This is a genomic window from Paenibacillus profundus (assembly GCF_021369635.1).
In the GTDB taxonomy this organism is placed as follows: domain Bacteria; phylum Bacillota; class Bacilli; order Paenibacillales; family Paenibacillaceae; genus Paenibacillus_B; species Paenibacillus_B profundus.
In genome coordinates this window covers 17,481-30,471 of record NZ_JAJNBZ010000047.1, presented here as the reverse complement: position 1 = coordinate 30,471, position 12,991 = coordinate 17,481, and the positions used below count along the sequence as shown (strand labels likewise).

The window sequence follows — 12,991 nt, the reverse complement described above, 5'->3', positions numbered from 1 at the left end:
CGAATGTCGGAGCCACAATCCGATGCGTTAACCACTTCGCCACGACCGCCATATTGATTGCTCAACAGAATCGTGAACGTCAAATAGGCCCCACCTAGCGATCAGATCGGGGCCAGTGTATGATCAATGTAGATTAGTTCATGCGGCAGAAGTCCGGCAACTGCGGCGACCACGGCATAAAAGACTCTAACGCCTGTGGCTCTTGCAGATTGGCAAGCTGCGGCAACTGCTCGAACAAGTGCGTGAGATACCGAAACGGATGCAGCCCATTTTCCTTGGCCGTCTCGATCACACTGTAGATCGCTGCGCTGGCCTTGGCTCCGCGCGGAGTATGGGCAAAGAGCCAGTTTTTGCGTCCGTTCACAAACGGCTTGATTGAACGTTCCCCCCGATTGTTGTCCAGCTCTAGCCGACCGTCCTTCATAAACGCCGTCAGCTTGTCCCACTGGTTCAGGCTGTAGCCAATCGCTTGACCCAGCAAGCTCTTGGGCATCGTCCGGGATTTCTGCTGGCGCAGCCAGGCATAGTAGGCATCCAGCACCGTGGCTTTGTTCCTCGCGTGCGGCGAGCCGCTCCTCGGTCGTCGCTTCTTTGAGTTCCCGTTCGATGGCAAACAGTTGGTTGCACCAGGCAAGGCCTTGCGCCGCCACGCTGTGCGGATTCCTTCTGGCCTTTAGCGCTGCCTTCAGTGCCTCATCGTATTTGCGCCGCGCATGCGCCCAGCAGCCCGCCAGTGTCACCTCTTTGCCTTGAACCCCGCCAAAAAGTCCCGCGGATGCTCCCCGCCTCTCGTGCGCTGGTAGTCGTACAACACCACGGAGGGTGCACCTCGCCCCGTGCGGTATAGCCACATGTACGAATCCGACTGCGCCGCTTTTCCCGGTTCCTTTAACACCTGCAGCGTGGTCTCGTCCGCATGCAGCACATCCTGCTTCAGCAGATGGCGCTTCATTTCCACCACAACGGGCAGCAGCCAGCGCTCCGCACCGTAGATCATCCAGTTCGCCATCGTTTGCCGGGACAAGGGATAACCTAAACGGGTCCATTCCTGTTCCTGTCGGTAGAGCGGCTAGCTGCTCACGTATTTTTGGCACATCACATGCGCCATCGCCGATGGCGAGGCCAGGCTGCCCGGATAGACGGGCCAAGGCATTGGAGCCGTTACAATCGGCGTATGTAGTTCATGGCGCTCACAGTGCCGGCAGGCATACACCTGCCGCACATGCTGCACCACCTTGACCTGAGGCGGCACCACCGCTATCTCGCGACGGGTCTGCGTGGTCATCTCGTGCAGCGATCCACCGCAGCAGGCGCAGATTTGCTCGCCTTCGGCAAGGGTATACGTCACCGTTTCCAGCGGCAGTTTGGAGAGATCTGCTTCACCTTTGCCACTCGATTTGCGGCGCTCGTAAGTAATCTGTTCCTTCTCCGGGCTCTGCGTTAGGCACTGCCAGCACTTCAGCCTCATTAAACAGATTCAGTTCCAATTGATCCGGATGCGTCTTCTCGCTGGAAGCCCCGAAGCGTTTCTGCTGTGCAAGCCGGAACTGTTCCTCGTACCATTTGAGTTTGGCCGACAGTTCGGTATTTAAGTTGTTCCAGCTTGGCATTTTGCTGCTGGAGTTGTTCCAGGGTGAGGGATTCCGATTCTTTTTTCCATGAAAGAGAGATTCGTCAGGAGGGCCGAAAAATCCTGCTGCCCATGTTTAGATCGCCACTTCCGGCGAGACCTGAGCATGCGCCTGGCGCTGGGTGAGCGACAGGCCGTCGAGCAGCCAGCGCAGCTCACGCTGCGTCAGACATATTGGAGCCGTGCCGCCATCGGGCCACTGAAACGAGCCGCGCTCGAGCAGGTGGGATTGGATTGACGCTTACGGTCAATCCTGATCTAATGAAGCAGAGATCGATCCTTTGATCCGTCGCCTCTCCGATAAGCTGAATACGAACCAAGAGCGCAAAAGCTATTGGATCGGTCGATATACTTCGGCCTTCAAACGTTGGGCGCAGGATCGATTTTTACCGCAGCATTTTAACCAAACCGGTTATTATGGAAACGAATGGGTGTTGAAGGAGGAAGCGATTCATTCTTCCGCAGATGCTGAAGAAATGGATTTCTTCCTTTATGCAGCCGTACAGATTGGCTTCACCGAGCCGGATACTCGACTGAAGTACCTGGAACTTGCGGTGCAATTGGGTTCAAAGCGAGCAGCGGATTATTTGAAAATAGGCAGCGGAAAATTTGCGAGTTCCTATCGGGGAGAGAGTGTAGAGGCCCGCAACAATGATGTGACGCAGACGATCGACATCCGGATTCTCTCTGAAGAGGAGGCGGCTTATGGAGAAGCGCTCGATTATATCATCGCTCTGTTGCGTCAGGGCTTCCCCAAAGGCTACAATTTAAAGCTGAAAAGCAGTCAAAAGCATGTGCTTCCGTTTAAAAAGCTGGCGAAGTCCAAGCTGCATCGTTTTTTTGCCAATGCACTCAGCTATCCGGCGTTGTGTTGCAGAATATGCGGATACGGCAATGGAGGAGTTCGAGTGGTACAGCGATGTGGAGCCGAGCGAGAAATCGGCTATGCCGGGCACTTATGCCGTACTAGGACTCGGCTTATACAGCGAGGATTATTTTCCCTTGGTATGCCGTTATATGGGCCTGGTGGATACAGAGCACCAAATGGTGCAGGACGGGTATCCGCAGGCATTTATCGAGGCGCATGGCGTAAAAGCAGAGCATATGCCGGTGATCGTATCCATTTTGCTGGCAGGCATTGACGAAGGGACAAAGGTAAAAAATCTGACCATCGACCGCCCTGAGCTTGCCGAGGCGCTTATCGAGGCGTTGAAAGACAAAGAGAGTTATCAATGTGAGATGGTAGTGTGCCGAACCTTTGGAAGCTTGAAGAAGCTGGAGGGAGCGGCACGAAAAGCAGAGTCGCCGCTAAAAGAAAGACTGGAGCAGCTGCTGGCGCTCTGTTAAGCTTTTTGAAAATACCAAAGTTGAACTGATAATATTATCGCTTTTGTGCAAATAAAATTCTGTTCTGATTTATAAAGGCTTAAACATAAAGGGGGTAAACAAATTGGATAAGACTAATGTCTGCGACATATGGTTCGATTTTGCTATGGCCTTTGTGGAGAAAAATATGCCTGCATCGAACATATGTCAGAAGACAAGCGCCTTACAAAGCTCTGGGATATTCCATTGTTTCTTACTGAGGACGAGATAGAACGGCTGGATAAGTTGGATGAGAAATTTTAGGAAGACCAGGATCATATCGCGGAAATTGCACATCGGTACTACGTGGAGCAGTTGGGAATACACACTCCGTAAAAAGGTGACGTGGTGACAAGATAGGCAGCGTAATAACCATACAATGCATCGAAATGGCGGGATACATGAGAACGCAGCTTTGAGATTTCCCAGTATCCCTCAACCGGATTAACCGAGAATAGAAGAGAAGATTTAGAATGCCGCTGTAAAGCGGCTTTTCCATTGCTAAAAAGAAGAAGAGCCCGCGTCCGTCGAACGTGGGCTCTTGTTATTGCTTGCATGATGCCTGGTCGGCCTTTTTAGGCTTCTCGCAGCTGCTGAACCAATTCCTCAGCGGACTGATCCGTAAACCGAAGGCGTCCATTATCCTGAATCCCCAATCCTCAATCATGAACTTACTGCCGAGATCCCCGCAGAGCGAATAGCTTTTGTCACGGCCGATACCCAGAATTCCCGTAATAGCTATATGATCCTCAGCCCAAGAAGTGGCGTCCTCTGTTGGAAAGCAGGTGTTCTTCGGAATTCCGCCATTGCGATGCTTCATCAGTGCGATATAAGAGGAGGGGAGCTTGTATCCCAGTTCTTCCTCGATCGAGGCGATCAGTTCATCCGTAGGCGGCTCAGATTGATAGGACTTTCTCGCATACTCGCTGTCGTCCCAAAAATCAACTAGCGAGAAGTTCGAAAAAGGAACCTCCGCTGCCGATCCGCGAGACTCCAAGGCTGCTTTCCTTTTGGCAGCGATCCGACGCTCTTGTCTTTGCTGCTTTTCCGCTTTTTGTAAGCTCCATCTTAACAATAATTCAGTATTCTGTTCACCGGTTTCTAATGTATCAGAGGTGCTTAATGCTTGAGCCGCATCCTCATATCTTTTTAAATGATATAGAGCAAAACCTACCCGATAATGCCACAGTGGATCGCGTTGGCCCGCTTCAGCAATTTTTTCAAATTGGTTGAGTGCTTCTTCATAAAGCCCCAAGTTGTTATAGGCTCTAGCCAGTCGACTGACAGCATCATAGTCCCGTTCCTCCTCGGGAATGGCTAACAGCGAGTCCACGATTCGCTGATGCTCGTCTTCTTCATGCCATTGGTTCAATTGTTCGATAAGCGCTTGATTCATTGCATCCTCCAATATTCTATTTTTTATAAAATTAACTTCGTCTTACATCGACGTCAGCCACGCGACGCTGCCGCCTGCGCTCGTCAATATGGCCCCGGCCGCAACTATCCATTTATGCTTCTTATCTAATCCCAGCTCCCCAAAGCACCAGATTCTTAGCTTGAGTCATGTAGGCATCGGTTGAATTTGGACGAGAGAAAGCCAATGTTCCTCCGGTTCGTACGTTCCCATATGTAATCACCATATACATAATCAAAGTTAGCAATGTAAAAAAGACCGTAAGTGTAAATTTGATCGTGTCGAGCGTAAACCATTTTTTCAAGGACTTGGATTGAGGCAATCCGACCAGGAAAAAGACAAAGCCTACAAAAACGGCGCCCCCCACAAACACGCATTGGATGGCATTCACGGTGGCTCCCGCCATCAAAAGCAAAAATATCATTACTTCCTCTAATAGTTTGGATTAATAGATTTCGACCCATCTAACGATTAGAGTTCACTACGGATAACGATATCGGTGTATCGACATCAATTCGAAGAGGCTTATACCCGGACACAGTATATAAAGCATGGTATCTTCTACCTTTATAAATAGTAACATCAATAAATGGCTGTGTACATTTATAGGAGAACGATCAGGTGGGAATGAATCATACTGATTAAGCTAAATTCGAAGAATTCCACGACCCTTCCATATGTTACAATTAACACCAAATCGGATGGTCATACTGCATTCCTTGCCTTCTTTACCCGTAAAGTAAATCTTCCGCCGAGATTGTTCCCGTACATAGCTCTATGAACGTTGCAGCAACTTGTGCGCTGTCCTCGTAACCTAGATTTCCCGAGTGAGATACGAGAATGGGATGTTCATCTTCTTCCGAGCTACTGCGCATGTCCCAAGCATAATGATGACCGCAGCCATCCATAGCAAAGGGTACCGCCCCCGGCATATATTCGGGAAATTCATAGGCCAGCAGCATGGCTCTTAACTCATCAGCGCTGAAAAATTGAAAATACCGATCACCGTTTCCGAATTCACCGCCATTGGAATAACGAAGTAAATCAAGATAAGCTGCGGGGAGACGCTTGTTCGGAATGGACCATTTTGCCGGATCAAACGGCTGGTATAGCCTATGTAAAGGATTTGTTTCAGGGAAGGGGTTGCGCTGCCTTCCCCGTATTTCCGCAATTTCCTCCTCGGATAAAGGTTTGTTCCAATGATTCACAACCTGTTCCAACTCTCGTTCCCTTACTCCGGAATGCTTTCGATAGCACACTTCGAATACGGATTCCCAGTTCATCCCGTCATACCTCCTTTTGTCATCTACCGAATGATTACGTATTAGTATAAGATTAATGTAATTCATGCCTTTTGTGCAAATATAGCCAGTTCATCTGGGCAGGTTTCAACATAAAGTGTCATGGTGGACAAAATCGAAGCTTAGGAGCATTCAACATTGAAACAGTAGATGATTTTATTTACAATATATGTATAAGGCTTTCATCATTCATATATAGGGGTGTTATGTATGACAAAAGTGGAAGTAAGTTTTAAACATTTACCAACCACAGCGATTTCAGATGCAACGGGAGGACATACGAATTTACGCAGTGATATTAAGCCGCTGGCAGATCATTTTAAAATTGCCGGACGTGCGGTAACGGTGCGTTTGCCAGATGGAGAAAATCGTGCGGTACTAGAAGCGATTCGAGCTGCTAATGAAGGCGATATTTTAGTCATTGATGCGAAGGGGAATACAAATCGTGCGGTTGCAGGAGACTTTATTCTTTCGTTAGCAAAAGGTATAGGTGTACAAGGCTTGGTCGTGGATGGCGTCATTCGCGATATTGCGGGTATTAGAGAGCTGAATTTCCCCGTGTTTTCTCTTGGAACAACCGTAGCAGCCGGCAATAAAAACGGTGGCGGGAAAGTAAATGTACCTATTGCCATTGGCGGCGTTACTGTTCATCCGGGTGATTATGTTATCGGAGATGTGGATGGTGTAGTTGTCGTACCACAGGAGGATGCAGAACGTATTGCGGCGGCGGCTGAGACGAAACTTGCAAAGGATGAACGGCGAGTACAAGAAGCACATGCAAATGGGAAAGAATCCATTAGCGCTTATTTAGATAAAGTGTTAACAAGCCAGCTCGATAACCGCGCGTCTGCGTCGCTGGCTAAAGCGGCGGGTCTGACGCTGTTTGGAAAGCGGGAAGTGATTTCACCCGACTCCAATGACTAAGATTCCGACTCAAAATGAAATTCTTTTATACTTCATGCATCTAAAGCCGCATTTCATGCGGTTTTTTTGTTTTTGTCATCCAATCTATCGTTGCTTAGATAGGTGACTTTGTGAACAAAGGAAGGAATTCCATTATGAAAATCGAGGCAGGCAGAGTTAGAATAGATGACACAGTTATGAATCGAATGAAAATTTTTTTGTACAAAATGAACTTTTATAACCTCTGCGATCTCTTATCTATGAAAAGGGGAGTGAACATGAGAGTAAGCCATCTTGTCAAACAAGCCAAAAAAGGCAACAAGGAAGCACTATTACAACTAATCATGGCCGATAAGGACGCTTATTATCGTCTTGCCTATACATATATGGGCAATGAGCATGATGCGATGGATGCAATGGAAGACATGATTGTTGCACTTTATGAAAAGATTGATCAATTGCAAAACGGCGAAGCATTCTACAGCTGGAGCAAAACCATTCTCGTCAATCGGTGCAAAACATTGCTTCGCAAAAAGGAGCGGTTTCTTCCGCTGGAAGACGAGCGAGCACCATCACTTGCTGCATTAACCGACGATAATCCATATCGCGATACAGAGTCCGAGATGCACATGCAGGTGCTGCTATCTCATCTGAATGCACAACAGCGGGAAGCGATCGAGCTTCGTTATGTTCATGATCTTTCGTATCAGACGATAGCGGACATGACCGGCGCGCCGCTTGGAACCATCAAATCAAGAATCTCGCAAGGCATACAAAAAATGAAAGTCATGATCGGAGGTGATCGTTATGACAACGATCGAGGAGAAGTTACAGGTGCATAAAGAAACCTTGAATAAGTTACAGGCTCCGTCAGACCTTGAGGGCAGACTTCGAGATGCACTTCACAATGTTCCAGCTAAAAAAAGAAACCGGAATAAAGCCCGGGCATGGGTTGCATCAGCTGCCGCAGCGCTCATTCTCATGGTTGGAATATATGAGTATCCGGCCTTAGCTTATTACGGAAGCAAGTTGTTTAATAGCGTCAGCTTGAACTCTCTCAGCTTTGCTGAAGTGATGAAGCATGGAGTCGGACAAAGGGTAAACAAAAGCACAACGCTTAAGGACGGCACTGTCCTTACCATTAATGGCGTGATTGCGGACGATAATGTTTTTCGCATGTATTACACGATTGATCGACCTTCGGGCACCGAGTATACTAACCATGATTTTGTACGTTATAGCTTTGATCGAGTGCAAGGGTTCTTGACCGATTCCGCTGCACTAGGAGGAGGCGGCGGTCCCGGCAAAAACAAGAGCCAGTTCGTGGGAGACACTGAATTCGAGCCAGTTAGTCCATTTTCTCGAACATTAACCCTTACATTCAATGAGTGGCTCGATAATGGGGAGAAGATATCTTATCCACTCTCCTTCGAGTTTGAAGCGAACAAAGCGATGAAGAGTATCATTAAAGAGGATCTTTCCGAATCAATTGCTGTCGATAAAGGCACGATTCACTATGACTACATTACGGCTTCGCCAACTTCAACCATCGTGAAGGGGCATTATGAATTAGAGGAATACCCGAGATTTTCAGGCGAAACCAAGCTTTGTGTGAATGGAACAGAAGTTGGATTGACTAGAGCAGGGGGACGTAATCCAGACTTTCAACTGAAATTTGATCCGTTCCCTACAGACAATATTCAATCCATTGAGCTTGAACTCGTAAATTTTGAAGGATATCACAAAATACAAGAACCCATCTCGCTTGCGTCACCATCTGATCGATCCATTAAAGTGGGTGATGAAAAGTTTTGGATTCGAAGCGTTACCAAAACTGCTACAGGCTATGATATCGTCATTGCCAGAAAACAGTTTACTTTCTTGGAAACGGACAATTTATCCATACAAGCTGGTGGTAACGTAATCCCTGTATCATCGATTTCCGAAGAACGACAGTGGGATTTGAAGAATGGCAACATTATGTGGGAGCAGACGTATTCGTTTAACACAACAGACAAGCCGGAATTCCTACTCGTGGATGGATACCAATATATTAAAACCTACAATAAGAAAATATCGATTCACGTAGATAAAAAATAAAATCATGCGTTTGTGATAGCAGCTCATAGGGAGTTCGCTCAACTTGAACAGCTCGACTGGGCCTCTATGCGATCGATACGGGTGCAAACCAGCTCTCAAGTGATCATACCTTAGGTTTTCTCATTCCCTTCTTCCAGGTTATCGATAAGTCAACAACGTGGCGCTGCAAACCGTTTAATCCTATACCCATTCTAATTCGTTATATCTGAGCAGTTCTTGCCAACATCAAGAGCTGCTCTTTTTTTATTTCGAATTCACCTCATCTGCATTTTATCTGCATCTTTCTGCATTAAACTATCCCATGTTATGAAAGGTATGGGCATCGAACACATCATTTGACAGAAGTGATTCACAGGAGAGGAAGATTATCATGATGAAAACATCGAAGACCATGCAGGACAATGACACCCGGACAGCATTGAATTATATGTACCGAAGAAGGAGAAGTATACCGTCGATTATGTCGAGGAGCGGGAAACCTCTCATTCTATGTATGCGATGAACAATCTGAAGAAAAAGGACAAGTACGCCACATTTTTCAAGGGCAATCACTCCCTTATCAAGATTCATAGACATGCTGATCTTTTATAACATGAATACATTTGTCGAGGATCCTTCGATCAACCATTTAACGAACGATAAAAGAATAATGGAGAAGGAAAAACCGTATCTATGAAAAGTAGTGATCAAATCGTTAATGTCAGACGGTGGGTAGTATTGCTCATGCTCGTCTTTGCCATAATTGGATTGGTGGGATGTACTTCGAAGCAGTCAACCATCAACGTATCTGCTGCCAGGATAGAGGAGCACATGAAGCAGTCGGTCAAATTGGATAAATTGAAAAAAGGGGATGCGAATAAGCTGAAGAAGCTGTACGGCATTTGGCACCGAACAAGTTGAGGACTTCATACTGTATACGGCTAACTCCAACGCCAAAGCGGATGAAATCGTCATCATGAAGTAAAAAATGAAGAGCAAGCAGACAGCGTCAAAGCAAGTATGTAGATCGAATGAAAGCCTTTCAGCGACCCGTCAAAAATAATGTGGTTATATGTACATTCAGAGGGTGTCATAATTGAGTTCAAGCAGGAAACAGGCTAAAACTTAATTGCAGATGCTCGCTCAGCTCCCAGCGGCGGGCAACTCCAGTCCCTGGCTTGGAGAAATCGGTTTTGCGGACAGATAAAGCGATGCCGCCAATTCCTTGGTCGGCACGCCTTCCGATCTGCTGTTCTGGCAGTCTGGAGTCATGCCAAGGTCAACAGGCGAATGGTTGTCGCAGAGATACACCTTAACAAATTCATTAATGCAACTATTATTTAATGATATAAATCAAATAAATTATGCTGCAATCCCTGAAATATGGGATGGTAAAATTAACCGGATCCTGTATAATTGAGAATGTTTCTTAATTGATAATTTTACAGGATATGGTGAAGAGATGCATACAAAAGAGGATATTGTTGTCATCGGGGGCTACGGATATGTAGGGAGGACCATTTGCGCGAGACTGGGAGAGCGTTACCCTGGCAAGGTGTATGCAGCCGGACGAAGCCGCGAACGGGCAGAGCGATTCTGCCATTCCACCGGAGGAAAACTCAGGCCGCTGGAGATCGATATCCGGAAGCCGATACCTTCTGCCATGCTTAACAGCGTGAAGATCGTTATCATGTGTCTGGATCAGACCGATACGGGCTTTGTCCGCGAGTGCTTCCACGCTGGCACGCACTATATCGATGTGTCGGCGAACGGCTCCTTTCTCCGCCAAGTGGAGCAATGCCGGGAAGAGGCGGCGGCTCACGGGGCGACCGCGTTCTTGAGCGTGGGGTTGGCTCACGGCCTGACCAATCTTCTGGCGCTGAAGGCACATCAGCTGTTAGGCGAGACGGATCAGATTAATCTCGCGACAATGCTTGGGCTCGGGGATGCCCATGGGGAGGCGGCTATCGAATGGACGGCAGACAATATGGGCGCCCGCTTCGACATTACGCAGAACGGGAGGCAAGTGGAGGCGCTGAGCTTCACGGACGGCAAAACGTTCGATTTCGGCGCTGACATCGGCAACCACCTGGCCTACCGCTTCCCGTTCTCCGACCAGCAGACCCTTTCGCGAACATTGGACGTTCCTTCCGTCGCGACGCGCTTCTGCCTTGATTCCCCGCTGGTCACCGGACTGCTGGCCGGAGCCCGAAGGGCGGGGGCCGTCCGGCTGCTCCAAGCGGGCGGGCTGCGCAAGCGGATATTCCGCAGCCTCGGGGCGCTTCACTTCGGCGGGGACCGGTTCGCTGTCAAGACGGAAGCTCGGGGAAGAAGCAAAGAGAGGAAGCCTGCCTTGGCGGAATGCTTCCTCCAGGGCAGGGATCAATCCGCTCTTCTACTGGAGGGGAGGGAAGTCTGTTGAGCGCTTCCGCACACGACAAGCCCGGAACAGCTGACAACCAGCGGGCATGGATGATGACGGCTATTTGCCTCAGCGCTTTCTTGTCTCACTTTACCGCCGGGGTGGTGAACGTTTCACTTCCCCGGTTCATCACCGTGTTCCAGTCGGATATCGGGACAGTGCAATGGATGACGACGGGGTATCTGCTCGCCATTACGTCGCTTCTTCCCTTGATGGGCAAGTTAGGCGATCGCTGGGGGCATCGCCGCATCCATAACTGTGGTATTGCCCTGTTCACGATTAGCTCTGTCCTGGTCGCGCTCTCGCCGAATCTCACTGTCCTCCTCTTGATGCGGATTGTGCAAGCGACAAGCGCGGCGATGTTCCAGGCGACGAATATGGCGATCATCACGTTTCATATGCCGGGCGCGCACAGAGGGCGGGCTCTCGGGTTCGTGAGCACCGCCGTTGCCCTCGGCGGCATGGCGGGACCGGTTGCCGGCAGCTTCACCGCGGCCTGGCTGAGCTGGCAGTGGGCGTTCCTGATTCATGTGCCCGTGGCGGTCGTGGCAACCGGGCTGGCGGTGCGCTTTATCCCTGCTGATCAGAAGAAGGAGACGAGGAAAGCCTCATTGGACGTGGTCGGAGCCATCCTGTTCATGGGCAGCATCGGCACAGGAATCTACGCCATTGTGAACGGAGGCGCCTTAGGGTGGGGCTCCCCGAGTATGTTTCTACTGTACATTGTCTTGCTAATCGTCTGGCCGTTGAGCTGGCTGTGGCAGTCCCGGCAGGAGGAGCCTTTTCTGCCGCTCGCGGCATTCCGTATTCCGGCCGTGGCCTGCGGCCTGATGATCAGCTGCGCATCGTTCCTGATGGCCAATATCACGTTGGTTCTCATGCCGTTCTATATCTCCGAGACCACTGCGGTATCCGCGGCGGATACAGGCTATGTCATGCTGGCGTATCCGCTCCTCTTGGCCGTGATCGGTCCCGTCGCGGGGCATTTATCGGATCATATAGGCTCACGGCGCTTGATGTGTCTTGGGATGTGCGCCATGGCAGGCGGGTTCATGCTGTTCTCCGGGGCATTCGGCGGGCTGCCGCTGTGGGCAATCATTTGCACGCTGGCGTTGATCGGTTCGGGGATGGGTTTGATCGCCTCGCCGAATAACAGCTTTATTATGAGCTATGCCGTGAAGGAAGACGTAGGCTCGATCGGTAGCATGATTGCATTGACGCGTAACGTGGGCTTGGTGCTCGGCGCCGCGCTGGGATTAGGGCTTATGGACGACGGCGATCCCGCCAAGCCGTTGGAGGCGTATCTGCACATCTTTGGTTTCGGCGCCTGGATCGGCGCTGCCAGCCTGCTGCCTCTCGGATACAGCTGGTACGCAGGGAGAAGGATGATGAAACGACGACGTGACATCAGTACAGATAAATGACGGCAGGCCCCTGTCCTGCGCCGTGGTGCCGTTCGCTCTTGACTTCTGAGGGAAATCCAGAGTTTGAACTTGAATTTGATGAAAAGTTATGGATTCGAAGCGTAACAAAAACCGAAACAGGCTATGATATCGTTATCGCCAGAAAAGAATTTCTATGCTATGTATGCTTTCAAAATGACCCTTTATCTATAAAAGCCTGTGGTAAAGTCATTCCCGTATCATCGATTTCCAAAGAACGCCCTTGGGATTTGAAGAACGGTAACATTCTGTGGGAGCAGATGTATTCTTTTAACACCACAGACAAACCGGAATTCCTGCTGATGGACGGATTCCAATATATTAAAACCTACAATAAGAAAATATCGATTTCTGTAGATATCAAAAAATAAAATCATGCGCTGGTTATAGCAGCTAAATCACCTTATGTCACACAACATAAAAAAGAACAGTTCT

General features: G+C 49.0%; 11 protein-coding genes and 2 pseudogenes. 8 read left to right on the top strand and 5 right to left on the bottom strand.

The window, feature by feature from the left end; translation table 11 throughout:
- Positions 1-133: 133 nt before the first annotated feature.
- Both tnpC and tnpB read right to left on the bottom strand, forming a co-directional pair.
- A pseudogene (gene tnpC, locus LQV63_RS28925) lies at positions 134-1,632 on the bottom strand (IS66 family transposase).
- 74 nt (positions 1,633-1,706) lie between these two features.
- The gene (tnpB, locus tag LQV63_RS32230) at positions 1,707-1,853 is read right to left on the bottom strand and encodes an IS66 family insertion sequence element accessory protein TnpB (protein ID WP_407672982.1); all 147 of its coding nucleotides are present in this window, start codon (positions 1,851-1,853) and stop codon (positions 1,707-1,709) included.
- Positions 1,854-1,911: 58 nt separating this feature from the next.
- On the opposite strand from tnpB, the pseudogene LQV63_RS32225 reads away from it, so the two are divergent.
- Positions 1,912-2,977 (top strand): annotated as a pseudogene (locus tag LQV63_RS32225) (DUF6138 family protein).
- Positions 2,978-3,539: 562 nt separating this feature from the next.
- Here LQV63_RS32225 and LQV63_RS28910 read toward each other — a convergent pair.
- The 3 genes from LQV63_RS28910 to LQV63_RS28900 all read right to left on the bottom strand — a co-directional run bounded on the left by LQV63_RS28910 (position 3,540) and on the right by LQV63_RS28900 (position 5,692).
- Positions 3,540-4,391: an SMI1/KNR4 family protein gene (locus LQV63_RS28910; protein WP_233699304.1), complete on the bottom strand. Its 852-nt coding sequence runs from the start codon at positions 4,389-4,391 to the stop codon at positions 3,540-3,542.
- A gap of 121 nt (positions 4,392-4,512) precedes the next feature.
- Entirely contained in the window at positions 4,513-4,833 is a 321-nt protein-coding gene (locus tag LQV63_RS28905) for a hypothetical protein (protein ID WP_206097298.1), read from the bottom strand.
- 304 nt (positions 4,834-5,137) lie between these two features.
- Positions 5,138-5,692 (bottom strand): SMI1/KNR4 family protein, encoded by a 555-nt coding sequence (locus LQV63_RS28900; protein WP_233699303.1) that lies wholly within the window; start codon positions 5,690-5,692, stop codon positions 5,138-5,140.
- A 228-nt stretch (positions 5,693-5,920) separates the two neighbouring features.
- On the opposite strand from LQV63_RS28900, the gene LQV63_RS28895 reads away from it, so the two are divergent.
- The 7 genes from LQV63_RS28895 to LQV63_RS28860 all read left to right on the top strand — a co-directional run bounded on the left by LQV63_RS28895 (position 5,921) and on the right by LQV63_RS28860 (position 12,927).
- The gene (locus LQV63_RS28895; RefSeq protein ID WP_233699302.1) at positions 5,921-6,634 is read left to right on the top strand and encodes an RraA family protein; all 714 of its coding nucleotides are present in this window, start codon (positions 5,921-5,923) and stop codon (positions 6,632-6,634) included.
- 257 nt (positions 6,635-6,891) lie between these two features.
- Positions 6,892-7,455, top strand: coding sequence for an RNA polymerase sigma factor (locus LQV63_RS28890; RefSeq protein ID WP_233699301.1), 564 nt, complete (start codon positions 6,892-6,894; stop codon positions 7,453-7,455).
- The gene (locus tag LQV63_RS28885) at positions 7,421-8,713 is read left to right on the top strand and encodes a DUF4179 domain-containing protein (protein WP_233699300.1); all 1,293 of its coding nucleotides are present in this window, start codon (positions 7,421-7,423) and stop codon (positions 8,711-8,713) included. The genes LQV63_RS28890 and LQV63_RS28885 overlap by 35 nt, the downstream gene beginning before the upstream one ends.
- 672 nt (positions 8,714-9,385) lie before the next feature.
- Positions 9,386-9,613: a hypothetical protein gene (locus LQV63_RS28875; RefSeq protein WP_233699299.1), complete on the top strand. Its 228-nt coding sequence runs from the start codon at positions 9,386-9,388 to the stop codon at positions 9,611-9,613.
- 541 nt (positions 9,614-10,154) lie between these two features.
- The gene (locus tag LQV63_RS28870; RefSeq protein WP_233699298.1) at positions 10,155-11,114 is read left to right on the top strand and encodes a saccharopine dehydrogenase NADP-binding domain-containing protein; all 960 of its coding nucleotides are present in this window, start codon (positions 10,155-10,157) and stop codon (positions 11,112-11,114) included.
- The gene (locus LQV63_RS28865; protein ID WP_233699297.1) at positions 11,111-12,538 is read left to right on the top strand and encodes an MFS transporter; all 1,428 of its coding nucleotides are present in this window, start codon (positions 11,111-11,113) and stop codon (positions 12,536-12,538) included. The genes LQV63_RS28870 and LQV63_RS28865 overlap by 4 nt, the downstream gene beginning before the upstream one ends.
- On the top strand, positions 12,535-12,927 hold the full coding sequence (locus LQV63_RS28860; protein ID WP_233699296.1) for a hypothetical protein: 393 nt from the start codon (positions 12,535-12,537) through the stop codon (positions 12,925-12,927). Before LQV63_RS28865 ends, LQV63_RS28860 begins: the two co-directional genes overlap by 4 nt.
- Positions 12,928-12,991: the final 64 nt, after the last annotated feature.

What these genes read in the sequence shown, in the direction of transcription:
- LQV63_RS28910 (WP_233699304.1), bottom strand. Translation starts at nt 4,391, where the DNA reads ATGAATCAAGCGCTTATCGAACAATTGAACCAATGGCATGAAGAAGAC.
- LQV63_RS28905 (WP_206097298.1), bottom strand. Translation starts at nt 4,833, where the DNA reads ATGATATTTTTGCTTTTGATGGCGGGAGCCACCGTGAATGCCATCCAA.
- LQV63_RS28900 (WP_233699303.1), bottom strand. Translation starts at nt 5,692, where the DNA reads ATGAACTGGGAATCCGTATTCGAAGTGTGCTATCGAAAGCATTCCGGA.
- LQV63_RS28895 (WP_233699302.1), top strand. Translation starts at nt 5,921, where the DNA reads ATGACAAAAGTGGAAGTAAGTTTTAAACATTTACCAACCACAGCGATT.
- LQV63_RS28890 (WP_233699301.1), top strand. Translation starts at nt 6,892, where the DNA reads ATGAGAGTAAGCCATCTTGTCAAACAAGCCAAAAAAGGCAACAAGGAA.
- LQV63_RS28885 (WP_233699300.1), top strand. Translation starts at nt 7,421, where the DNA reads ATGACAACGATCGAGGAGAAGTTACAGGTGCATAAAGAAACCTTGAAT.
- LQV63_RS28875 (WP_233699299.1), top strand. Translation starts at nt 9,386, where the DNA reads ATGAAAAGTAGTGATCAAATCGTTAATGTCAGACGGTGGGTAGTATTG.
- LQV63_RS28870 (WP_233699298.1), top strand. Translation starts at nt 10,155, where the DNA reads ATGCATACAAAAGAGGATATTGTTGTCATCGGGGGCTACGGATATGTA.
- LQV63_RS28860 (WP_233699296.1), top strand. Translation starts at nt 12,535, where the DNA reads ATGACGGCAGGCCCCTGTCCTGCGCCGTGGTGCCGTTCGCTCTTGACT.